At 44.5% G+C, this 24,024-nt stretch carries 16 protein-coding genes; 9 read left to right on the forward strand and 7 right to left on the reverse strand.

The window, feature by feature from the left end; genetic code table 11:
• Positions 1-1,174 precede the first annotated feature (1,174 nt).
• The 4 genes from FLM53_RS01355 to FLM53_RS01370 all read right to left on the reverse strand — a co-directional run bounded on the left by FLM53_RS01355 (position 1,175) and on the right by FLM53_RS01370 (position 8,449).
• Entirely contained in the window at positions 1,175-2,056 is an 882-nt protein-coding gene (locus tag FLM53_RS01355) for an NAD(P)-dependent oxidoreductase (protein ID WP_004733521.1), read from the reverse strand.
• 688 nt (positions 2,057-2,744) lie between these two features.
• On the reverse strand, positions 2,745-4,823 hold the full coding sequence (locus FLM53_RS01360) for a DUF4962 domain-containing protein (RefSeq protein ID WP_132763252.1): 2,079 nt from the start codon (positions 4,821-4,823) through the stop codon (positions 2,745-2,747).
• A gap of 322 nt (positions 4,824-5,145) precedes the next feature.
• On the reverse strand, positions 5,146-6,924 hold the full coding sequence (locus tag FLM53_RS01365) for a transporter (protein ID WP_176681020.1): 1,779 nt from the start codon (positions 6,922-6,924) through the stop codon (positions 5,146-5,148).
• 805 nt (positions 6,925-7,729) lie between these two features.
• Complete coding sequence (locus FLM53_RS01370; protein WP_123302284.1) at positions 7,730-8,449, reverse strand: FadR/GntR family transcriptional regulator; 720 nt, start codon at positions 8,447-8,449, stop codon at positions 7,730-7,732.
• 258 nt (positions 8,450-8,707) lie between these two features.
• Here FLM53_RS01370 and phnD point away from each other — a divergent pair, with 258 nt between their 5' ends.
• From phnD to phnE (FLM53_RS01390), 4 genes are all read left to right on the forward strand, one after another.
• Complete coding sequence (gene phnD / locus FLM53_RS01375; protein WP_176681019.1) at positions 8,708-9,664, forward strand: phosphate/phosphite/phosphonate ABC transporter substrate-binding protein; 957 nt, start codon at positions 8,708-8,710, stop codon at positions 9,662-9,664.
• A 138-nt stretch (positions 9,665-9,802) separates the two neighbouring features.
• Positions 9,803-10,621, forward strand: a complete 819-nt coding sequence (gene phnC / locus FLM53_RS01380; protein WP_123304921.1) for a phosphonate ABC transporter ATP-binding protein — start codon at positions 9,803-9,805, stop codon at positions 10,619-10,621.
• Positions 10,618-11,451 (forward strand): phosphonate ABC transporter, permease protein PhnE, encoded by an 834-nt coding sequence (gene phnE, locus FLM53_RS01385; protein WP_176681018.1) that lies wholly within the window; start codon positions 10,618-10,620, stop codon positions 11,449-11,451. The genes phnC and phnE (FLM53_RS01385) overlap by 4 nt, the downstream gene beginning before the upstream one ends.
• 10 nt (positions 11,452-11,461) lie before the next feature.
• Positions 11,462-12,292: a phosphonate ABC transporter, permease protein PhnE gene (gene phnE / locus FLM53_RS01390; RefSeq protein WP_123304919.1), complete on the forward strand. Its 831-nt coding sequence runs from the start codon at positions 11,462-11,464 to the stop codon at positions 12,290-12,292.
• A gap of 103 nt (positions 12,293-12,395) precedes the next feature.
• Here the strand turns inward: phnE (FLM53_RS01390) and FLM53_RS01395 are convergent, their stop codons facing one another.
• The 3 genes from FLM53_RS01395 to FLM53_RS01405 form a co-directional block, all read right to left on the reverse strand.
• Positions 12,396-13,220: a fumarylacetoacetate hydrolase family protein gene (locus FLM53_RS01395; RefSeq protein WP_176681017.1), complete on the reverse strand. Its 825-nt coding sequence runs from the start codon at positions 13,218-13,220 to the stop codon at positions 12,396-12,398.
• A 334-nt stretch (positions 13,221-13,554) separates the two neighbouring features.
• Positions 13,555-15,708, reverse strand: a complete 2,154-nt coding sequence (locus FLM53_RS01400; RefSeq protein ID WP_176681016.1) for a heparinase II/III family protein — start codon at positions 15,706-15,708, stop codon at positions 13,555-13,557.
• 2 nt (positions 15,709-15,710) lie between these two features.
• Positions 15,711-17,918 carry a heparinase II/III family protein gene (locus FLM53_RS01405; RefSeq protein ID WP_176681015.1) on the reverse strand — a complete coding sequence of 736 codons (2,208 nt, stop codon included), beginning with the start codon at positions 17,916-17,918 and terminating at the stop codon, positions 15,711-15,713.
• A 332-nt stretch (positions 17,919-18,250) separates the two neighbouring features.
• Between FLM53_RS01405 and FLM53_RS01410 the strand changes: the two genes are divergently transcribed.
• From FLM53_RS01410 to FLM53_RS01430, 5 genes are all read left to right on the forward strand, one after another.
• The gene (locus tag FLM53_RS01410; protein ID WP_009846518.1) at positions 18,251-18,586 is read left to right on the forward strand and encodes a cupin domain-containing protein; all 336 of its coding nucleotides are present in this window, start codon (positions 18,251-18,253) and stop codon (positions 18,584-18,586) included.
• A 34-nt stretch (positions 18,587-18,620) separates the two neighbouring features.
• Positions 18,621-19,553, forward strand: a complete 933-nt coding sequence (locus tag FLM53_RS01415; RefSeq protein WP_176681014.1) for a sugar kinase — start codon at positions 18,621-18,623, stop codon at positions 19,551-19,553.
• Between the two features lie 73 nt (positions 19,554-19,626).
• Entirely contained in the window at positions 19,627-20,253 is a 627-nt protein-coding gene (locus FLM53_RS01420; protein WP_017069898.1) for a bifunctional 4-hydroxy-2-oxoglutarate aldolase/2-dehydro-3-deoxy-phosphogluconate aldolase, read from the forward strand.
• An 854-nt stretch (positions 20,254-21,107) separates the two neighbouring features.
• A complete protein-coding gene (locus tag FLM53_RS01425) occupies positions 21,108-22,874 on the forward strand; it encodes a sodium:solute symporter family protein (protein WP_123304909.1) in 1,767 nt (588 codons plus the stop codon).
• Positions 22,875-23,220: 346 nt separating this feature from the next.
• Positions 23,221-23,985 carry a transporter substrate-binding domain-containing protein gene (locus FLM53_RS01430; RefSeq protein ID WP_176681013.1) on the forward strand — a complete coding sequence of 255 codons (765 nt, stop codon included), beginning with the start codon at positions 23,221-23,223 and terminating at the stop codon, positions 23,983-23,985.
• Positions 23,986-24,024: the final 39 nt, after the last annotated feature.

Here is a 24,024-nt window from a genome sequence, read left to right on the forward strand (position 1 = left end):
AAAATCAATTTTCCTTTAAACCCTAGAGACAATTTTGAATTCATAAAACTCATCATCCATATCAACCTATGTCTATTATTTTCATCCGAATGAAATGGTCATTTTTTAGATATTCGAAGATACGGGAAGCAAAACTTATTCATGCCGTTCCATCGTCACAACCATCAATTTAATTAATATTGTATGTTTAATTAACTGCACTTTCTGTGAGCGATCTTGATATATCAAAACTGGCTAAAACCACCCTGTGACATAGGTATCATTTATGAGTTTGAACTTTTAACGTGATTAGAAAGGAATGATTAGCCAATCAAAACTGATCAACTTTCAGATAATTACCTCACAACTTCGCCGATAATGCCTCTACTCAAATTATTTATATCACTTTCGGTCATCTGACTAGGAAAGTGAGCCTTAAGTCACATTTTTACGAACCAACCATTCACTAAAGGCATTTAACCTTAAAATTTATTTGTAATACAATAAGCCTTAAGTTATGGTGTATTTGAATCATAACTTAAGTTCTTTCTGAATGCTTTTGTGCAATTCAAAGTGGAAATTGAAGCGTCTCGCTTTAAGGTCATTGAACACGTTTAACGTAGAAACTGTCGGGGGATCTCGTTAAGCGGTACTTCACTTAGATTGTTCATTCGTTTTTTCAGACGGCTCGTCCGAATACGCCCACATAGTCACCAGCTGTGTGGGCTTTTTTTTGTTTTGTTGATTATTGCTACGGGTTTTGGTTAGTGCTCAACAGTACGAACTATCGCGGATTAATGACGGTATTAGATATTTGATCATGTGAGAATAGAGAGTCAGCGGATACATAACAAAGCACGTCTAGAACGAAGAATTTCTGGAGACGTCAAGTGTCAACAAGCAGCATTGAAAATCGAAAATAAATGAAAGTCGAAACAAATAGAGTTTTGATTAAATAGAACAACAAGAAGCAAAAAGAGTAGAACGAGAAATTTAATACCGATGGCTGCGGGCTTTACGAGGGAGAGTGAAATCGTGGGAGCAAGCGAGTATTTAGAATAAAACGGGGAACGAAGATAAAGCGGGATTTGAGATAAAATAGGCTTATAGATCAGGCTTGTGCAGATAAAAACGAACCTCGCTGAGGTATCGCCGCCTAAAAGACAAACAATACCCTAGCGAGGTCGTACGTCGATTACTTCTCTAGTTTAGCGAAGTAGTCGAAGATTACTGGTACATCGTTGTTACCCATGCCTGCGTCAACAGCAGCTTGTAGGCTTGTTGCAGTGCCTTGAGCGATTAGAGACTCAGTACCTAGCTCTTCACAAAGAGCAAGGAAGTAACCAAGGTCTTTGTTAGCGTTAGCAACAGAGAAACCTAGCTTCTCTTCGCCGTCTACTGCGTAGAACTTACAGAATTGCATGAACGGAGAGTTAGATGGACCTGCAGACATGATGTCAAACAGTTGTTGGCCATCAACACCAGCGCGTTGAGCAACAGCGAAAGCTTGAGACATAGTTGCAACAGTCGTCATGCCCATGAAGTTGTTTACAAGCTTAGTAACGTGACCTGAACCTAGAGCACCTAGGTGGAATACGTTTTCGCCTTGCTCTTCAAGAACAGGTTTAACTTTGTTGAAAGTTTCCATGTCGCCAGCAGCCATGATGTTCAGAAGACCATCTTTAGCGTGTGCAGGAGTACGACCTAGAGGTGCGTCGATCATGCCCGCGCCTTTTTCAGCTAGAGCTGCGCCGATTTTCTTAGTAGAAGCAGGGATAGAAGTACCGAAGTCTACTAGTACTGCGCCTTCTTTGATGCCCGCTAGAACACCGTCTTCGCCGTAAACGATTTTTTCAACAACAGCTGAAGTTGTAAGACAAAACTGAACGATGTCACTTGCAGCAGCTAGTTCTTTAGCAGAAGTGAATGCAGTCGCATTGCCGCGATCTGTAACGCGAGCAACAGCTTCAGCGCTTAGATCCATTACGTTTACGTGGTAGCCGCGCTTTTGTAGGTTTTCAACCATGTTGCCGCCCATAAGACCTAGGCCAATGAAACCGATTACAGGTTTAGTCATGTTCAAACTCCAAATATAGTATTGTATGATTATATGGTCATTATAATAACGACGTCTTTTCCGTTACGCAATAGTTTTAGGGTAATCCTTCGATGCTTAGACGCAAGTTGTGACGGGGATTCACTTTACGAGAGAATATGGTCACGCTTTGTACTTTGAGGAACGATATCCCACTCAAAAATTCGCCGATTGATGAAATAACATACGTTAAATGTCATACGATTATTAAGAATAAGCCACGCCTCTAACTATTGTTAACTCGCTGGTCCTTTTTTCAGTCAGTACTAAAGCCGTCAGTGACTAAGAGCATTCACTATAAACAAGCACTCAAACGTGTCAGGAACATCCCTCTCCCTTAATCTGCGTAATTCAACAACCCCGTACCTGCTATTGCTCCTGTATCAATTGGTTTGGCATCAAGATGCCTAGAAAATGCAGTTGTCGCGCTGTTTGAGCGTGTGTGAATACACTTTAATAGAGGCTTGTGACACAGTGGTTTAACCTAAGATGTGTTTAAACTGTGCTGCCTGTTAACTGCGATGCCTTTAAACTGCGATGCCTTTAAACTGCTATGCAGCATCGCCAATCTCGCCCAAACTAACAGTGTTCCCCTTTTCACCCCACAAACTAAAAAACTCCAAGCTTTCGCCCGGAGTTTTTAATATATCGCCTCTGTTATTTCAGCAAATTACAGTTCAATTGAAACCGTTTCGCCGTCAACATTAAGCAGTAGCGTGTTGCCTTCAAGCTTGTGAGATACTTCAACTTGCTCGCCTTCGTTCTTATTAGGAACAAGAAGCGTTAGGATGTTGTGCTCTTTAGAAGGCTTGAATTCCACTTCAACGTGACGGTGAATTTCAAGATCTTCAAACTCGTATGGGTCAACTTCGCCGAAGCCTTCAACGTTCTTAACTGAAGTGATGTTATCAGCAGACTCGTTAATGAAGTTTACGTCTAGGTGCGCTACTTCGCCACGGATAGTGAAAGACTTATCAGCCACTTCGTTTGCGAAAGTTGTGTGCATTAGCCAAGTCATGTCTTTCTCTTCAGAAAGCGTCGCCTTGTCTTGCATTACGAATACTTTACCTTGAACAAACCAGATCTTACGCTTGTAAGATTCGATTTCAGGAACGAAGTACTTGTAAGATGCCGTTGCATCACCTTCAACCATCTTCACATCAGATTCTGTGTCGAAGTCAGAGATTGTGCCTCCCGCTTCAATACAGAAACGGTCTTGGTGGTTCTCGTAACCTGTGTTCTTATTCTCGCCGTACTGACCTTTTCCGCCAAATAATGGCAGGTTTTTAGAGAACGTGTGACGACGCCATTTGGTGTGCATATCAACACCGAAACCACCGTAGTAGCCAGTGATTGACGCTAGCGTTTCACCGAATGCATGCAACGTGAATGCATTTTGGTCACCGTGAGAGTGGCTAATTGAACCAAACGGAGAACACTTAAATACCATGTGAATATGGTTATCACGCTCAGTCATCTTGTTGTGGAATGCCGCCCAACCCGTGATTGGGAACACTTTCAACAATGGATCGTTTGATGGCGCTTTCTCTTCTGGCGCATCCCAAAGGATGTTGAAGCGAAGATCGTCGTAACCGAAGTCCCACCAGCCGAAGTTGTAGAACTTCGTGTGCGCTTCAGTATCACGGCCTTTAAGTTGGTTGTAGTACCAAACGTACTCAGGCTTCTGGTTAACACCTGCGTAGTGCTTGATGTTGTAAGCCAGTTTTAGACCTGGGAAATCACCGATTGAAGACTGGTCACAGAAGCTTGCGCGCTTAGAGTGAACAGGCATGCAGTAAAGCGGGAAGTCACCTGTGTTTTCGTAGAATGTTTTATTGAACATGTCTACGCCACAGTATGCTTTCAATAGGTCGAATGCTTCGCCTAGGAATGCAGTTTGCGTGTTCCAGTAGTCAGGACCTTCAGCCCAACCGCCGTCTACACCGCCCCATGGTGGGTAATGTACTGCGTAGTATTCTAGAGCGTAAGCAATGTACTCGCCTGCTTTCGGGTGATCGTGGTAAAGCGCGATACACGTTGGGATGATAGCAGAAGAGATAGAACGAACACCGTGGCTGTTTAGTGGGTTGTTCAATAAATCAACCGTCACTTTCAGGTGGTGCATGATTTCGTCTAAACGCTCAATCAACGCATCTTGAACTTGCTGACGTTCTTCATCTGTGAAGTAGCCGTGTAACCAGTCGTACCCCCAAGCCATAGCCGCGATAACACGGAAAGCCGCTTCATCGTTATAGCCACGAGAAGTCACACCTTCTGGATCGTACGTAGACAGTTTTAGAGTCCAAGCTTTTGCTTTCGCAATGAGCGCTTCGTCTTCTTTTACCACACCAGCAATCGCTAGGTTACGTGTCGCGTTCAGTGCCATTTGGCAATCAACGTACATTTGACGCCAGTAAGGACGCCACAAAGAAGCTTTGCCTACTGTTTCCGCAGGGTACGCTTGAGGCTCTTCGAAAGGTGCTGTCTCAAGGAACTTAACGGTAGAGTTGTTGTAGAAATCATCAAACATGCAGTGAGCTTCATCAGCTTTCACTTTTGCTTTGAATTCTTCTAGTTGATCAGCTTGAACAAGAAGACGTGGACGTGCTTCGCTCAAGTTGTCTAGGAATGATAGGTCGAAGTCACGTTTTTGTACTTCGATAGGGAGTAGGTCTACAAGATTACCTGCTGAAGTGTCATTCTCCAGCTTCATCTTCCTGATTGCATCAAGAGATTTTTGGTCGCTCATTCTAACTCACTTATATTCAAGTTGACTGAAAGGAATTAGCAATAATATACGTCTTATTGTAGGACAATTGAATCTGTTTCGATTCGATTGAACACTTTTTTACAGTTTTCGTGATTTAGGTCTGATGTTGCACTCCAGAGCAAGCGCTCCCTGTGATCCTACTCCAACCCAATCCACATAAATACTCGCCATCAAATCGCCAATGCCCTCCCCTAAGCGAGCGAGATTTAGACTTCCTAGCCTAACAGTGTTCCAGCTTTGCAAAGCAAAAAAAATGCGATGCCCTCTCGAGCATCGCATTCTATTAAACATTTTCTATGTATTAGCTTTCAGCGACCGCTTTCGCTTGCTTGCCGCCATCATCGACAGCTTTAACCAGCAGCATACCAACACCACCAACTATCACACCACATAGGATGAAGACTAGGCGTCCCCAAATTGGGTTTGGAAGCATTGCCATCAGCATGATACCAACACCCGCAACTGCGATAAGTTTACCAAGCATCTCACGCTGTTTGTTGTCTAGCTTCTTCTGTTCCGCTGACTCAGCAACAAGTGGCGTTGCTAGGTTGCCGAAGAACTTATCAACGTCAGCCTGACGCTTCTCAGTTAATGGCTTGTAGAACAGAGTAGATAGGATGAAGAAACCACCTGTCAGTGTAATGTGACCGATTAGACCGATAGCAACCTTAACATCAGACCATTCACGGCTTGTTAGCTCTTCTAGACCGAAGACTGACGACACCATTTCAGCATTAACAACGAAACCTACGTAATAAGAAACGAAACCACCGACCACTAGCGTACCCCAACCTGCCCAGTCTGGTGTCTTCTTAATGAAGAAGCCAAGGAATGCTGGAATTGTCATTGGGAAGCCGATAAGTGCGCCCACATACATCATTGTATCGAACAGGCTCAAACCTTTAAGCGAGTTGATGAACTGTGCGATAAGGATGATAGCGATACCAAACACGGCAGAAGTAATCTTAGAAACCGTTACTAGCTCTTTCTCTGTCGCGTTGCCTTTACGAACGATTGGTTCGTAGAAGTTCTTAACGAAAATACCTGAGTTACGGTTTAGACCAGAATCCATTGAAGACATTGTCGCTGCAAACATAGCGGCAACAAGAAGGCCAACCATACCTGCTGGCATGTACTCTTGTACGAAGTATAGGTATGCAAAGTCACCCGCTTTCTTACCTGCATCTGGGTAAGCTGCTGCTAGGTCGACACCTTGACCTGCAATGTACCAAGAAGGCATGAACCAGATGAATACACCACAAAGCATTAGCACACATGCTAGTAGCGCTGCTTTCTTCGCGTTCTTTGAATCTTTAGCCGCAAGGTAACGGTAAGAGTTAAGCATGTTGTTAGTAATAGAGAACTGCTTAACGAAAATGAAGAATGCCCAAATACTGAAGATGCTTAGGTAGTTAATGTTGTTACCAGAAAGGAAAGAACCGCCTTCTGCTACTGGGAAGTTATTTACGATTTCACCAACACCGCCGCCTTGAACAACCGCAACAACAGCACAAGTCACGGTTACCGCCATGATGATAACCATCTGCATGAAGTCAGATGCGATTACCGCCCATGAACCACCTGTTACTGACATCGCCAATACAACCAAGCCAGTAATCCAGATAGTCGCTGTCATGTCGAAGCCGAAGATACCAGAAGCGATGATTGCCAGTGCGTTTAACCAAACACCCGCAGAAACAACACTGTTAGGCATTGAAGACCAAGTGAATACTTGCTCGTTCGTTGCGCCGAAACGCATACGGATAGCTTCGATTACCGTTACTACACGTAGCTGGCGGAATTTAGGCGCGAAGTATGCGAAGTTCATGAAGTAACCAAATGCGTTGGCTACGAAGATGACCGCGACTGCAAAACCATCGTTATACGCTTTACCTGCCGCACCGGTGAATGTCCATGCACTAAACTGGGTCATAAAGGCGGTTGCACCAACCATCCACCACAACATGTTACCGCCCCCGCGGAAGTAGTCACTGGTGGTACTTGTAAATGTTCTAAACATCCAACCTATCGCGATCAAGAATAGGAAATAAATGCCGACAATAATCGTGTTGAGTTCCATCGTGTATCCTTTGTCCGTTGTAATTTGTTACGAGCACTATAGGAAACCTGAAACTTCATTTGTAGTACAATAATCCAAATAAGTGATGGTGATCTTATTTTGATTGATTAAGTTAATTATATATATGACATAGGATGGAATATGGCTAATTCATCAAGGAAATAACTGCGGTTTGGGATAACGAAGCACCAACTTTGCTTTCTTATCGACAAATACCATTTAAATCAACAGCTTAAAATAAAACGAGACTTTTCACACTTAATAACAAATACAACCAAACACATATAAATATAAAATCTTTAAAAATAACAAAATCCAACAACCCACCAAATCGCCGACATTTATCACACAATAAACCATTGATTTTCGCTCATCGAGAGCGCTCAATTTCATTAGAATTCAACCTAAATATAAAAATAGAGAAGCCAAAATTCCGGTTATGACCTTAGTTATTTCAAAATATAGTGGGATGAAAAATCACAGCTAGCGCATAATTATTTTGGCGAACTTGTAGCGTGTAGCGGAATGCATTTCCGGCGTAACTTCTTCTAAATTGAGGCGCGGAAAAAGACAAAAGCTAGGGGTTAGTTAAGGAGGTAAGAAGGTAAGAATTCAACCAAGAAACCGGTCAATAGAAGTGAACCAAAACAGTGCTATCCATGGTGCAACACGAGCCCTAGAAACAAAAAAAGGCATGCACATGGCATACCTTTTTAAACTTTGTCTAGGCTCATCAAGAGTTAACTAGAACTATATGCAGAGCATTTGAACCTGTAAGTAATTCAAATGAAGCTGAAAACCGTGTTTAGCTTGCGGTTGCTAAGCGGTGGTTAGCATCTTGCAGGTGCGCAGCTGACATTGTACGTGCTTTTTCACTGTCGCCAGCCATAATCGCTTCATAGATTCTGCGGTGTTCGTTGATACATGTGCTGCCCTCTTCTGAAGAGTGCACGATGAAGTTCATGAACATGGTCGTCAGGATGTTACCAAACGGCAGGTAGAAATCGTTGCCTGTCGCATTGAAGATCAAGCTATGGAAACGGATATCTATGTTTGTCCAACTTTCTTGGTCAAACACTTCAGCAGCATCCACTTCTACCATCTTTTGGAAGATCTCTGAAAGCTCGATACGTTGCTCTGCCGTTGCAAATCTTGCTGCTAGTGCACACGCTTCTGGCTCAATCGCACGGCGAAGGCCCAAGAACTGAGAACAGAATTGGTCTATGTCGGTTAGACCATCCATCCATTCAATCAGCTGAGGATCAAGAAAGTTCCAGTAGGCGCGATCCACTACACGAGTACCGATTTTCGGGCGGGACTCTAACAGACCTTTAGAAGTCAGTAGTTTAACAGCTTCGCGAAGTGCCGTTCGGCTGATGCCAAACTGTTCACACAACGCCATTTCACCAGGAATAATAGAACCTTGTGGAAGTTCACCAGACAAGATTCCACGAGCGATTTCACGCGCTACTTGCACGTGCAGGCTGCGCTTCGAGCCCGAAATTGAATTAAAAGTGCTAACCATAAGTTCACTTATGTTATGTTTATGTATTATTTAAGGATCACTATAACAGTATTTCAACCTATCGCCAATTGAGTAAAATGGCAACGAATAATAACCCACTAATTTACTCAACTAATCAAACACTTACAAAGTGCCTAACCTTACCCAGCCAGAAACATTATGTTACACCATTCATAAATCCGTCATCAAAACGCATCGGTTCTGTCATCCTCGATTTCTATACTCCCTCCCAACAAATCACTCAATTGGACTGAAATAATGAAACCGACAAAAACGAATCTCACGCTTAAAAGCGCTATTACTGCTGCGCTGATTTTTTCTGGTTCTGCATTAGCAATGGATACACGATACGAAGATCGCTCTGGCAACTTGGTCGCCGATGTTCCTCAAGATGAATCACAATGGGTGGATCCAAACACGCTAATTTTTGCTTATACGCCAGTTGAAGACCCAGCAGTATACGCTGATGTGTGGAGCGAGTTTTTGAGCCACCTTGAAAAAACAACGAAAAAGACGGTTCGTTTCTTCCCTGTTCAAAATAACGCAGCTCAAATCGAAGCAATGCGTTCAGGTCGTCTTCATATCGCGGGTTTCAACACAGGTTCTACACCACTGGCAGTTAACTGTGCAGGCTTCGCACCATTCACCATGATGGCTGCGGAAGATGGCTCTTTCGGTTACGAAATGGAAATCATCACCCACCCAGGTTCTGGCATTGAGAAAGTAGAAGACCTAAAAGGTAAGAACCTGGCATTCACAGCGCAAACCTCTAACTCTGGCTTTAAAGCACCTTCTGCGATTTTGGATGCTGAATACCAACTTCAACCTGACCGTGATTTCAAACCTGCATTCTCTGGTGCGCACGACAACTCTATCTTAGGTGTTGCGCACAAAGACTACGATGCAGCAGCGGTTGCTAACTCTGTATTGAACCGCATGCTTTCACGTGAAGTTGTGAAAGAAGACCAAATCAAGAGTATCTACAAGTCTCAAACCTTCCCAACAACGGCTTACGGCACAGCACACAACCTAACGCCAGAGCTGCAAGAGAAGATTCAAAAAGCCTTCTTCACTTTCGATTGGGAAGGCACAAAGCTTCAAGAAGAGTTTGAGCGTAACGGCGAAGCGAAATTTGTTCCAATCACTTACCAAGAGCACTGGGAAGTAATTCGTACTATCGATACAGCAAACAAAGTGTCTTACACCTGTAGCTAACCGATTCAAACGCGAAACCCGTAACACAATAAAGATAGCTGCAGGTACATGTGCCTGCAGTTACTCACCACTCTCCGCGGTTTACTTCCCATTTCAGCCTTAGGCGAACACTTAGTACACCGGTCTTATAGGAATACTATGTCTACTCTTACCCTTAAAGGGCTTACCAAGCACTACTCCAGTTCTGATAAAGCCCTGACCAACGTTAGCTTATCGGTGAATGCCGGCGAAGTAGTTGGATTGATTGGCCCATCTGGTGCCGGAAAATCAACACTTATTCGTTGTATTAACCGACTCACCGAGCCCACCAGCGGCGAAGTTATCTTTTCCAATACCAACCTAGAAACGCTTTCTAAGCGCCAACTAAGACAATCACGCCGCGAGATTGGGATGATCTTCCAAGAGTACGCACTGATTGAGCGTTTAACGGTAATGGAAAACGTGCTTTCAGGCCGTTTAGGGTATGTGAATTTCTGGCAAAGCTTCACTCGCCGCTTCCCAGAGTCGGATATCCAAGCCGCTTATGCCCTACTCGACCGTGTTGGATTGTTAGAACACGCCAATAAGAGAGCCGATGCTCTGTCGGGTGGTCAGCGCCAACGCGTTGGTATTGCACGAGCACTTGCTCAGAAACCAAAATTACTGTTGATTGATGAGCCAACAGCAGCACTTGATCCACGTACTGCGCGCCAAATCATGCGCTTGATCAGCGAGATTTGTTCAGAGCAACAGCTCCCTGCGATCATCAATATTCACGATGTTCAGTTAGCCAAACAGTTTGTGGATCGCGTTGTCGGCCTGAATGCAGGTTGTGTAGTGTTTGATGACAAGCCAAATCTACTCACCGAAGACGTACTGACACAGATCTATGGTGAAGAAGATTGGAGCCAACAAGCAGAAGAAGAGGAAGATGATCTGATCATCACGAACCCTCGCTTGTCTGAGGCAACAATATGACTCAACCATATCCAAATCAAACTCAGCGCCTAGCAAAGCAATATTCAACACAATGGACCAAGCCGCCACTGATTTCTAACCTATGGTTGCGTTGGAGTTTGATCATCATTGTTGCAGTGTACTTATACCTTGCAACCCAGTCGGTGCACATAAACTGGACTCGAATCTACGAAGGCAGCGAGCGCGGTTGGCAGTTCATTTTAGCGTTCATGAACCCAGATTTTGGTGGTCGTTGGAACAACATCTCACAAGGTTTGATTGAGAGCTTAACCATGACACTCACATCAACCGTGGCAGGTGTCATTCTTTCGATCCCATTCGGATTAGGCGCAGCCAAAAACCTTGCTCCGACGCCTGTTTACCTATTCTGTCGTGCGTTTATTTCAATCGCTCGTAGCTTACAAGAGATCATCGTTGCGATTTTGTGTGTGGCACTGTTTGGCTTTGGTACCTTTGCAGGTTTTGTCACGCTAACCTTCGCGACCATCGGCTTTCTTGCAAAACTGTTTGCTGATGAGATTGAAGCCATTGACCCAGCACCACTCACTGCAATGCGTGCGACTGGCGCAAGTTGGCTACAACAGGTGAACTATGCGATTCAAGCGCAGGTTATGCCGCGCTTTATCGGCCTTTCGATGTACCGACTGGACATCAACTTCCGTGAGTCTGCCGTGATTGGCATTGTTGGCGCAGGTGGTATTGGCGCAACGTTGAATACAGCAATGGACCGTTACGAGTACAGCGCCGCAGCCGCTATTCTATTGATTATTATCGTGATCGTGATGCTGTGTGAATACCTATCGACCATCATCCGTAAGCATGTGCAGTAAGGAACGACCAATGAGCACGCTAAATGACACACCTTCAAGCGCCATGAATCGTACCCAATGGCAGCGTTACGACAGTAAACAGAGCCTAATGCTCTGGATCGGCTGGCTTTGCTTTGTCGCTTTGACCGTTTTTGCATGGCAAGTCATGAACAAGGATACGATTTGGTACTTTGTGACTGACTCACCGAATCAACTTGCTGATATCTCTTCACGTATGTGGCCGCCGAGATGGAGCTACTTAGAATCACTTTGGAGCCCTTTGTGGGACACCATTAACATCGCAACACTTGGCACATTGTTAGGGATCGTACTGGCGTTTCCGGTTGCATTCTTAGCGGCACGTAACACGACACCAAGCATGACGTTTATCAGACCTATTGCGCTGTTCATCATCGCGGCAAGCCGTTCAATTAACTCGTTAATTTGGGCTTTGCTATTAGTGGCGATCATCGGCCCAGGTTTGTTGGCGGGTATTATCGCGATTGCGCTACGCTCGATTGGTTTCGTGGCTAAATTGATGTACGAAGCAATTGAAGAAGTGAACGCAACACAAATGTCAGCGATTCAATCAACAGGTGCATCTCCACTGCAAGTGTTGAACTACGGCATTCTTCCTCAAGTGATGCCAAGTTTCATCGGTACGAGCCTGTTCCGTTGGGACATCAATATTCGTGAATCTACAGTATTAGGTTTGGTCGGCGCAGGCGGTATCGGTTTGAAACTGCAAGAGTCGATGGCGATGCTGGCATGGCCTCAAGTGACTGTGATTTTCTGTGCGATTCTCGTAACGGTTATCTTCTCAGAATGGTTGGCAGCCAAAGCTCGAAAAGCCCTTATCTAAATAATAAAACAACGTCAAATAGACGGTTCGCTAGTCAATAAGATCAAAGCCTACTCAGTGAGTAGGCTTTTCGTTTGTTAAGACTTTACAGGCAAACCCTCGCTTAGAACCGCACTTCATTGACGACAGTCCCTACCCCTTCAATGGTAACACTCACTTGGTCTTTATCGGATAACGCAAACGTTCTGCCCGGTGTGCCCATAAAAATAAGATCGCCCGGCTTGAGAGTAAAATAGTGACTCAAATAGCTGACGACTTTTCGAGGCTTGTGAATCATGAACGAGGTATTTTCTTGCTGCACAACTTCGCCGTTGACACGTGTGGTCAGTCGCACGTTGTTATAATCGACACCACGAACAATCGTATTACCAATTGGGCCAAAACCGTCGGATGCTTTCGCTCGTAACCATTGTAAATCCGTCCCTTGCCAGCTTCTTTCTGTAATATCGTTGCCCACGGTGACGCCAAAGATCGCTTGATCGGCTTCTTCTTCACCGGCACGGCTCAACTCCTTACCAATCACAATCACCAGCTCTCCTTCAAAATGAACGTTCTTCGCTTTCGGTGGCACTTGAATCACTTCGCCGGTGAGGGTTAAAGAAGAAGGAAGTTTAAGAAACATAGGGGGAGGCGCATCGGCAGGTGATGCTAAGTGACTAGCGAAGTTCATGCCGACCGCAAACACCTTTTCAGGCGTTGTAGGTAACAATACTTCGACTGACTCAAGAGGAATCGAGGTTTTTGCGACTGAATACTCACCGAAGATATCGCCACTGATTGGTAACACATCGCCTTTAACTAACTTCCCATAACTGATTTTGTCTTGATATTGATAGCGCACAAATTCCTCGGTGCTGTTCTTAACTACGGTTTCTGCATTGACATAAGCAGCGCTTGAAATCATCAAAATCGCCATTAATCCCTTCATGCTTGATTCCCTTGTCGATTAGTCTCCAATCTAAACTTTAGTCCACTCTGATTATCTTCGGCTCACTCTTGTTATCTTAGAGCAACTCTAATTACCCACGGTCAATTCCAGTGCGCGTGAAAGAATGACTCTCAAATCGCAGACATAAAAAAACCGAGCAACTCGCAACGAGTTACTCGGTTTGACTTATTTCCGATATTCTTTGTCATCGACTTTAGTTTCGTTCAGTTACTTAGATGTGAACACCTTTACAACCGAACTTGATATGGCGCTTCGTTCCCGCAAAGCACCACATCAGCACACACCATCGTTAAACAGTATGTATATTGATCATTTACAGTTGAGCAAATGACCCTTCCCACGAGTATGTCTCACCAGCAAACTCAACTGTGTGAGTTGCTTGCTGCTTATCTTCAGCTTGGTTTGAAATACCGTAGTGGTGAGTGTTGCCAGATGTCGTTTGAATGCGCACAACAGTCCCGACACTGTTATGGCCAACAACAGACACTGATTTAACCAGACCACGAGCGCCTACAGAGGCTTCGATAGACTCGTTAAAGTAACCGTGTGTTTCCAATACAGAAGCAAACACATGGTTTTGACCAGACTGACGTAGAATGAACGCAGGCTCACTCTTAAGGTTGAAGTCTGGATCGTTAGCACCAGTGCGAGCAAAGATAACTTCGCTGCCCGCATTAGCGCTGGTTACTAGGCTGTAGTAGCTGCTGTCATGTAGCCAGCTTACGAGAGAACCTTCTTCGTTCACTTTACCTGAAGCAACGTTCCATAGGTGCTGGTAACCGTTGTCTTCACCTAATGGCTTAAGCGTTTTTTCCATGTTGTAATCAAAGTCAGTACGAATAATTTGACCCGAGTGGTGAACTGGTAAGTCGTACTGGTGCTCAGCGTCAGCTTCGATGCGGTAAACATCAATTACTAGCGGCTTTTCGAACTCAGGAAGATCAGCAAGAATCACGCTGCGCTGCATATCTACGCCAGTGTAGTACTCAGAAATCGTGCCGCTCATACCTTGTAGAGACTGGTCGTCTGCTACGAAGAAGTGCTTCTGACCAAACTTAGACTCAGCCAATGCTGTGTTGAAGTTGTTCTGCGTTTTCTGATCAACCGTTACTGTGTTGTGAGCAACCGTCTGCTTACAGTAAGACTTGTTCTCTGGGATGTAACGACCGCCAAACTTAGGCTCAACGTTTACCCAACGACCGAAGCCGTAATCGTGCAGTACTTCGTGGCCACGGTTGAATACGCTTAGATGCAGGCCGTCGTAGTGACCATGGTCTAGTGCAGAGTGGTACTGGTGGTCGCTGCCGTGTTGACCAAACCAGATCAACGCCATTGTGTCGTCGTCTTGCTCGTCACGGTGACGCAGGATGCTTACGCCGCCTTTTTCGCCTTCAGGGCCGTCTGTTACAAACAGGCTACCCCAGTTGAATGGTTTGATATCGTCTGCTGCATCAACCGCGTCAGACAGTGTTTTACCAGAAGCATGAACCCAAACATTTTTTTGGTGATCAGCCATACCAAGCAGAGTTTCAGTCTGCTCGTAACGGTGGTAACACACAGACGTCGCCATGATAACGCCTTCATCGTTGATAGAGATCGTCTTCGATGAATCGTTCAGAGCTGGCAATGTGCCGTCTGGGAATGCAGTTTTGAACACAGAGTAAGACGTTGTCTTGATCACTGAATCGTTAAATTCGTAAATACCGATTTCTGGCTGACGACGTTCAATCGCTTCCGCGAACAGGTAGATTGGACGTAGAGAGAAACGGTGGTAGTAAGGACCTTCCATGTAGTAGCCGTCTGGCGAGAACAGTTGGTCAAGTTGCGCTAGGAAACCGCCGCTTACTTTGTCCAATTTCAGGCCGTAAAGTGCTTTATCTACAGATTCTTGATCGTTGATCGCGTAACCACAGATACCTACCGCCGCCACTGCCCATAGACCGTGGTTGTGTACGATATCGAAATCATGTGCGTAAGTAACAACGAACATTTCGATCATTTGCTTAAGAAGATCGTCTTCGATAAGGCGCTTCTGCTCTTCAGAGATAGTGTGATAAATGCAGCTGTACGCACAAGAAGCGTAAAGCATCCACATGTTCTCGTTCAACGTTTGGTGGAACAGCTTACCCGGAGGGTTAGTGTCACGGCTTACGTTGCTTTCCAATGTTGGGTATACCGTCGCGTACGCTGTTAGCATATCAACGATGTAATCACGGTACTTTGTTTCCTCAGTAATAAGGAATAAACGACCTGCTAGATCCATATGGATGTAGTTTTGCTTGTGACGGTTGTGCTCGTAACCGCCGCCTTCACCGTGACCTGGTACTTCAATGCCAACTTCAGCCATGTAAGCGTCAGTTTGTTTAATGTCACGAGTTAATGCGTTACCTAAAAGGCTATCCTTGCCAAGTTCTTTACGAAGCTCTGCTGCTTCATCAAAGTTAAGTAAAAGTGGTTGATAGCTCATTATTATTTCCCCTGCTCTGCAGTGTTAAGTTCTTCTGAATTTGTTTCTTGTAACGTTGTCTCTACTGAGTAGAAGCCTGTCCAGCTGTATACTTTGCCGTTCAGCTCTACCTTGTGTTCAGTCTTGTCAGTCGCACCAAGTTGATTGCTGATCATCACTGTCACGTTTGATTTCTCTGTGCTGATTTCGACGACTGAACCGACATTTGTATGCGCTACAACCTTGATGTCTTTCACAACACCGCGAGCATTGACTGATTGCTCGAACTCTTCGTTGAAGTAACCGTGCGTTTCTAGAACAGAAGCGAACAGTGTTGTTTCGCCCTTGCTACGTAGAATGAAAGCAGGTTCTGAACGTAGGTTGAAGCTTGGGTCATTCGCGCCAGTGCGAGTAAAGATAACTTCAGCATTGTCGTTAGACGTTGCACCTAACCACGTGTAGTAGGTGTTGTTTTGTAGCCAGCTCACTAGTGCCGTGCCATTCACATCACCGCTTGCTACGTTCCATAGGTGTTGGTAACCAAAGTCGCTACCCAGCGTGTTCAACTCTTTGTTTGCTTGGTATTCAAAGTTAGTACGAACAATCTGACCAGCATATTGGTGTGAGTAGTCGTATTGGTGTTCGCCTTTGCCACCTTTCTCAGAATCTAAGCGGTAAAGATCCAATAGTAACGGAGATTCCAACTCTTCAAGATTTAGCATGAACACGCTGCGTTGCATGTCAAAACCTTGGTAGTGATCGTTAGCAAACGCACTCATGCCGTTGATTTGCTCGTCTTCTACTTTGAAGAAGTGTGGTAAGCCGTGTACTGCGTCTGCACGTTCAACATCAAAGTTATTCTGGCATGTTTCATCAATCGTTACTGCGTTGTGAGCAATCGTTTGACGAGCGTAAGATTTGTTTTCGTCTAGGTAGCGGCCGCCGAATTTTGGCTCCACGTTAACCCAACGACAGAAACCGTATTCACGTAACACTTCTTGACCGCGGTTGAAGAAAGAAATACCCAGCGTATCGAAGTTGCCGTGACCCATGCCGTGTTGACCGTAGTTCATCACTAACTGAGAAACGTCGCCTTTGTTATCCTGCATGCGGATAAAGCCTTGTGCGCCGTTGTGACCTTCAGGGCCTTCGTTCAATTCAACACTTGGCCAGAAAGGCATACCGATTTCTTGCTCAGCAGACGCCGCTTCATAAGCTTTAGATAGCTCAAGACCACATGGGTGCATCCAAACTGCGTCTTGAATCTTCGCCATACCAAGAATGTTTTGGTCAACGCCGTTTTCAGATGAGTAATGTTTGCTGTAAACGCTCACTGCCACCTGAACACCCATGTCTGTGATGCCCATTGTGCGAGATGCATCGTTCAGAGCTGGGAATTCACCGTTCGGGTACGCTGTCGCCAGCATCGCTTGTACCGTGTTACCAATCACACCACCTTTGTAGTTGTAGATATCCACTTCAGGCATATGACGGTGAATCACTTCAGCGAATACACAAGTTGGGCGAATCGCGTAACGGTGGTAGTAAGGACCTTCCATGTAGTAGCCAGAAGGTGCAAACAGTTGAGAGATTTGCGCTAAGAAGCCGCCAGTGTCGTTACGGTCAATGCCGTAGACTGACATTTCAAGGTACTCACGCTTACCAAGAGCAAGACCACAGATGCCCACAGCGGCTACAGCCCAAATACCGTGGTTGTGGATGCGGTCGAAGTCGTGTGCGTATTTAACTGTGAACATTTCTAGCATTGGTTCGAAAACGCGAGACTCAATGTTGTCACGCTGCTCTTGTGTCAATGTCGAAGCAACACAAGAGTAAGCCAAGCTTGAGAACATTAACCAGCAATGTTCGTTCAAGATTTGGTGGAACAAACGACCTGTAGGGTTAGTGTTTTTCTGTACGTGGAAATCAAACGTTAGGTATTTGTCTGCGTATTCTTCTAGTAGTTCTGTAACAAAGTCAGCGTACTTTTGCTCTTTAGTGATCAAGAACATGCGACCAGCTAAGTTCATGTACGTGTAGTTTTGCTTGTGGCGGTTATGTTCGTAACCACCCGCTTCTCCGTGACCAGGAACATCAATAGGTAAACGCATGAACGCTTCTAGGTCTTTCGCGTTCGCTGCAATGGTTTTGCCCATTAAGCTAGAACGGCCTACTTCAAGGTGAAGTTGCTCTATTTCAGCTTCAGTCAACAATACTGGTTTAGTCGTCATATTCTTTGTCACCCTCAATAAAGAGTTTATCTGCTTAAACTTTGATTAAATTTTCAAACTCCATATAAAGTAATACAATATGAGCTTTAATTATAGCAATTCAGTGCTAAATGATGAGTAGAATCACATAAATCACTGTAAGTCATTGATGTAGATAGCGAATGGTAAATAACAGGCATTTGTTAAGTTGTTGATTTATTTAGGCTATATAAAGTATCGCTTGATCGGTATCACACAATTTTAGATATATTGTATTACAATTGAAGTCATTCCCTTATGATGAACACAGTTAAGTAACACTTAAAAGATTTAAACAGATTAGGAGATACACAATGAACTCTTTCTTTATTCTAGATGAAAACCCATGGGAAGAACTTGGCGGCGGCATTAAGCGTAAAATCGTTGCTTACACTGACGATCTTATGGCTGTTCACCTATGTTTCGATAAAGGCGCGATTGGCCACCCTCATACTCATGAGATTCACGACCAAATCGGTTACGTAGTTCGTGGTAGCTTCGAAGCTGAAATCGAAGGCGAGAAGAAAGTGCTTAAAGAAGGCGATGCTTACTTTGCTCGTAAACACATGATGCACGGTGCCGTTGCTCTAGAGCAAGACAGCATCCTTCTTGATATCTTCAACCCTGCGCGTGAAGATTTCCTAAAATAATGAATAGCGCAACCTCAGTTGCTAAGGTAAGCATATGAAATCATTAAACATCGCGGTCATTGGCGAGTGCATGGTTGAGCTACAAAAGAAACAAGACGGGCTTAAGCAGAGTTTTGGTGGCGATACACTGAATACAGCACTTTACCTGTCACGCTTAACAAAAGAGCAAGATATCCAAACAAGCTATGTAACGGCGTTAGGTACTGACCCATTCAGTGTCGACATGTTGGAAAAGTGGCAAGCAGAGGGTATCGACACGAGCTTAATCGCTCAGCTTGATCACAAACAACCAGGGCTTTACTACATCGAGACCGATGAAACTGGTGAGCGTAGTTTCCACTACTGGCGTAGTGACGCTGCTGCGAAATTCATGTTTGATCAGCAAGACACGCCTGCTCTACTTGATAAGCTATTCTCTTTTGACGCGGTTTACCTAAGTGGTATTACGCTTGCTATCTTGACAGAAAATGGACGCTCGCAGCTATTCAACTTCTTAGACAAATTCAAAGCTCAAGGCGGCCAAGTATTCTTCGACAATAACTACCGTCCTAAACTGTGGGAAAGCCAACAAGAAGCGATTTCTTGGTACTTGAAAATGCTTAAGTACACCGACACAGCACTACTTACGTTCGATGACGAGCAAGAGTTGTATGGCGACGAAAGCATTGAACAGTGTATTGCACGTACGTCTGAGTCTGGTGTGAAAGAGATCATCATTAAGCGTGGCGCGAAAGACTGCCTAGTGGTTGAAAGCCAAAGCGCTCAGTACGTTGCACCAAACCCAGTAGACAACATTGTTGATACAACAGCCGCTGGCGACTCGTTCAGTGCAGGCTTCTTAGCTAAACGCTTGAGCGGTGGCAACGCGCGCGATGCAGCATTGGCTGGCCATATTGTGGCAGGGACTGTAATTCAGCATCCAGGTGCTATCATTCCTCTAGAAGCGACGCCTGATTTGTCTCTATAATTGCGCACTTTAACTATTAATCAAGGGTTTGCTTAGTTGAAAGCAGGCCCATTATTAACGTGAGAAAGAATTCATGACTACATTAAATGAACAACTAGCAAACCTAAAAGTAATCCCTGTAATCGCTATCAACCGTGCTGAAGATGCCATCCCCCTAGGCAAAGCACTGGTTGAAAACGGCATGCCATGTGCAGAAATCACACTACGTACAGAATGTGCAATCGAAGCGATTCGTATCATGCGTAAAGAATTCCCAGACATGCTAATCGGTTCAGGTACAGTACTGACTAACGAGCAAGTTGACGCATCTATCGAAGCGGGCGTTGATTTCATCGTAAGCCCAGGTTTCAACCCTCGCACTGTTCAATACTGTATCGACAAAGGTGTTGCAATCGTACCGGGTGTTAACAACCCAAGCCTAGTTGAGCAAGCAATGGAAATGGGTCTTCGCACGCTGAAGTTCTTCCCTGCTGAGCCTTCTGGCGGTACTGGTATGCTTAAAGCACTAACAGCGGTTTACCCTGTTAAATTCATGCCTACTGGTGGTGTGAGTTTGAAGAATGTAGACGAATACCTATCTATCCCTTCTGTACTTGCATGTGGCGGTACTTGGATGGTTCCAACTAACCTTATCGACGAAGGTAAGTGGGACGAACTAGGCAAGCTTGTTCGTGACGCAGTTGATCACGTTAACGCTTAATCTGTTTCAGATTTAGTGATAAAGCCTCACCTCGGTGGGGCTTTTTGTTTTCTAAAGTTCCGCGGGTTCAGTATTTGCCGTTATCGGTATCCGGAAGTTTGGAGAACTTAGCAACTTAGGGTATCCCCTGCTCAACCCGACGTTTACGCCCAATTAAGACCTCTCCAATACCTTCCTGTTAATCAAACTACCCACCAGCTTCACACTCGATGATATTACGTAGCATGCTATCTTAACGCTTCACAGAGCGCTTGCTTTGCTTGGAAAGCTATACTCAGAGAAGTCATCTCAATGGAATCCAGCATCATCGAGACCGCCATCAAGAGACACAACGCCTAAACCTGAAGCTATTGTTATAGATAGCGCGGCTTCCCACTCTTATTTCCGCCCATTAGACAAGCTAAGAGGCCAAACGCTAAAGCCGTGGTCAAATCAAAAAGAAATGGGAAACGCGAAACAGAAATAAAGACTTAAAAACAATAAGCTACACTTAAAAGCCGGAAACATGACTTAGCGATTGAGTATTGAAATTTAACGTGAATTCCATCGTAAAATCACGCCCACTTGTAGCATATTTGTTACGGTTATAATTAAAATCTTATAAATAAGGCAAACTGAAAGCTTGCTGCTTATATTGTAATACATATAAACATTTGAACTCCAATTTATTTTGAATCTAAAACAAATTGGGCGAACAATTTAGCCATTTAAAAACAACAACTTAAACAATACCGACGCAAGCAGATAAAAATCAATGCGACCTGGATCATACTAAAGACATATTGTAGTACAAATAAACCTTGGGACGCGTTAATCTAAGCCCAGTTAATTATGATATTTAAAAGGCTGAAAAGATGACTATTGATACTTTTGTTGTTCTCGCCTACTTCTTCTTTTTAATCGCTATTGGTTGGATGTTCCGTAAGTTCACCACGTCGACTAGTGATTACTTCAGAGGGGGCGGCAAAATGTTGTGGTGGATGGTTGGTGCAACTGCCTTCATGACACAGTTTTCAGCATGGACGTTTACAGGTGCCGCAGGACGCGCGTTCAATGACGGTTTCGTTATTGTAATCCTATTCTTAGCCAACGCATTTGGCTACTTCATGAACTATATGTACTTCGCTCCAAAGTTCCGCCAACTTCGTGTGGTAACGGCGATCGAAGCTATTCGTCAGCGCTTTGGTAAAACGTCTGAACAGTTCTTCACATGGGCAGGTATGCCGGACAGCCTTATCTCTGCAGGTATCTGGCTAAACGGTCTAGCTATCTTCGTAGCAGCTGTATTCAACATCCCAATGGAAGCAACCATTGTGGTAACGGGTATGGTTCTAGTATTGATGGCAGTAACGGGCGGCTCTTGGGCGGTTGTTGCTTCTGATTTCATGCAAATGCTTGTAATCATGGCCGTGACAATTACTTGTGCGGTTGCAGCTTACTTCCACGGTGGTGGCTTAACTAACATCGTTGCTAACTTCGACGGCGACTTCATGTTAGGTAACAACCTAAACTACATGAGCATCTTCATCCTTTGGGTTGTGTTCATCTTCGTGAAGCAGTTCGGTGTAATGAACAACAGCATCAACGCTTACCGTTACCTATGTGCGAAAGACAGTGAAAACGCACGTAAAGCGGCAGGCCTAGCATGTATCCTTATGGTTGTTGGTCCACTAATTTGGTTCCTACCACCTTGGTACGTAAGTGCATTCATGCCTGAGTTTGCTGAGCAATACACATCAATGGGCGACAAAGCCGGTGATGCTGCTTACCTAGCATTCGTACAGAACGTAATGCCAGCAGGTATGGTTGGTCTTCTTATGTCAGCAATGTTCGCTGCAACGATGTCTTCTATGGATTCAGGTTTGAACCGTAATGCTGGTATCTTTGTAATGAACTTCTACAGCCCAGTTCTTCGTCAAAACGCAACTCAGAAAGAGCTGGTTATTGTAAGTAAGCTAACGACTATCATGATGGGTGTTATCATCATCGCGATTGGTCTGTTCATTAACTCTCTACGTCACTTAAGCTTGTTCGATATCGTGATGAACGTAGGTGCGTTGATTGGCTTCCCAATGCTTATCCCTGTACTACTAGGTATGTGGATTCGTAAGACACCTGACTGGGCTGGTTGGTCTACTCTAGTGGTTGGTGGTTTCGTTTCTTACATCTTCGGTATCTCTCTTCAAGCAGAAGACATCGAGAACCTATTTGGTCTAGAAACAGCACTGACTGGCCGTGAATGGAGCGACTTGAAAGTTGGTCTAAGCTTAGCAGCTCACGTAGTGTTCACTGGTGGTTACTTCATCATGACTTCTCGCTTCTACAAAGGCCTATCGCCTGAACGTGAGAAAGAAGTTGACCAACTATTCACTAACTGGAACACACCGCTAGTAGCGGAAGGTGAAGAGCAACAAAACCTAGATACTAAACAGCGTTCAATGCTTGGTAAGCTTATCAGCACAGCAGGTTTCGGTATCCTAGCAATGGCTCTGATTCCAAACGAACCGACAGGACGCTTGTTGTTCCTACTATGTGGTTCGATGGTACTCACCGTTGGTATCCTACTGGTTAACGCATCTAAGGCTCCAGCTAAGATGAACAATGAGTCAGTTGCTAAGTAGCTAAACGCTAAACGCTAAACGCTAAACGCTAAACGCTAAACGCTAAACGCTAAATAAGCATCTAACACGTTAAACCAATAATGAAGCCTATGTTATTCGATAGCATGGGCTTTTTGTTTGTTACTCAAACCTGCGCATACTTTCAACTCTGAATAGCACTTTAATGTTTCTCCCCTCCTTCTCGAAACCCATCCAATACACCCGTTACCCCCCTCTTTTCAGACAGAGTTTTCTTACCTCTATTTTTTGTAATCTCACTTTCTTTTAAACTTTCCAATGGTTTGATCTCTTTCTGCTTTTCTTTCTGTTACTTTTAACAACTAGACAAACACAACAGATAATTACAATGAAAAAAACATCACTATTACTTGCTTCCATTACTCTGGCTCTTTCTGGTGTCGCACAAGCTGACCAATTAGAAGATATCCAAAAATCAGGCACACTTCGTGTCGGTACCACAGGCGATTACAAACCTTTTTCTTACTTCGACGGCAAAACCTACTCTGGTTATGACATTGACGTAGCCAAACATGTTGCAGAGCAGTTGGGCGTTGAATTACAGATTGTTCGTACCACATGGAAAGATCTACTGACCGACCTCGACAGCGATAAGTACGACATCGCGATGGGTGGTATTACGCGCAAAATGCAACGCCAGTTAAACGCAGAACAAACTCAGGGTTACATGACCTTTGGTAAGTGTTTCTTAGTTGCGAAAGGTAAAGCAGAACAGTACGACAGCATTGAGAAAGTAAACCTGTCTTCGGTTCGTGTGGGCGTGAATATTGGCGGTACTAACGAGGTTTTTGCAGACGCTAACTTGCAGAACGCAAGCTTCACACGTTACGAGAACAACCTAGACGTTCCGCAAGCCGTTGCGGAAGGCAAAGTTGATGTCATGGTGACAGAAACTCCGGAAGGTCTGTTCTATCAAGTGACGGACGAGCGCCTTGAAGCAGCACGCTGCGAAACGCCGTTCACCAACAGCCAATTCGGTTACTTGATTCCTAAAGGTGAGCAGCGCTTGCTGAACACTGTGAACTTCATTATGGATGAGATGAAATTGAAAGGCGTTGAAGAAGAGTTTCTGATCCACAACTCTCTGAAATAATCTTCTATCGTTCTAGATAAAAAAAATAGGCCAGCATTG

The sequence above is a fragment of the Vibrio sp. Scap24 genome (assembly GCF_013394185.1).
In the GTDB taxonomy this organism is placed as follows: domain Bacteria; phylum Pseudomonadota; class Gammaproteobacteria; order Enterobacterales; family Vibrionaceae; genus Vibrio; species Vibrio pomeroyi.

Coding starts and splice junctions, on each gene's coding strand:
- FLM53_RS01370 (WP_123302284.1), bottom strand. CDS start 8,449: ATGGTTAGCACTTTTAATTCAATTTCGGGCTCGAAGCGCAGCCTGCAC.
- FLM53_RS01415 (WP_176681014.1), top strand. CDS start 18,621: ATGAAATCATTAAACATCGCGGTCATTGGCGAGTGCATGGTTGAGCTA.
- FLM53_RS01425 (WP_123304909.1), top strand. CDS start 21,108: ATGACTATTGATACTTTTGTTGTTCTCGCCTACTTCTTCTTTTTAATC.
- phnD (WP_176681019.1), top strand. CDS start 8,708: ATGAAACCGACAAAAACGAATCTCACGCTTAAAAGCGCTATTACTGCT.
- FLM53_RS01395 (WP_176681017.1), bottom strand. CDS start 13,220: ATGAAGGGATTAATGGCGATTTTGATGATTTCAAGCGCTGCTTATGTC.
- FLM53_RS01410 (WP_009846518.1), top strand. CDS start 18,251: ATGAACTCTTTCTTTATTCTAGATGAAAACCCATGGGAAGAACTTGGC.
- phnE (WP_123304919.1), top strand. CDS start 11,462: ATGAGCACGCTAAATGACACACCTTCAAGCGCCATGAATCGTACCCAA.
- FLM53_RS01420 (WP_017069898.1), top strand. CDS start 19,627: ATGACTACATTAAATGAACAACTAGCAAACCTAAAAGTAATCCCTGTA.
- FLM53_RS01430 (WP_176681013.1), top strand. CDS start 23,221: ATGAAAAAAACATCACTATTACTTGCTTCCATTACTCTGGCTCTTTCT.
- phnE (WP_176681018.1), top strand. CDS start 10,618: ATGACTCAACCATATCCAAATCAAACTCAGCGCCTAGCAAAGCAATAT.
- FLM53_RS01360 (WP_132763252.1), bottom strand. CDS start 4,823: ATGAGCGACCAAAAATCTCTTGATGCAATCAGGAAGATGAAGCTGGAG.
- FLM53_RS01400 (WP_176681016.1), bottom strand. CDS start 15,708: ATGAGCTATCAACCACTTTTACTTAACTTTGATGAAGCAGCAGAGCTT.
- phnC (WP_123304921.1), top strand. CDS start 9,803: ATGTCTACTCTTACCCTTAAAGGGCTTACCAAGCACTACTCCAGTTCT.
- FLM53_RS01355 (WP_004733521.1), bottom strand. CDS start 2,056: ATGACTAAACCTGTAATCGGTTTCATTGGCCTAGGTCTTATGGGCGGC.
- FLM53_RS01365 (WP_176681020.1), bottom strand. CDS start 6,924: ATGGAACTCAACACGATTATTGTCGGCATTTATTTCCTATTCTTGATC.
- FLM53_RS01405 (WP_176681015.1), bottom strand. CDS start 17,918: ATGACGACTAAACCAGTATTGTTGACTGAAGCTGAAATAGAGCAACTT.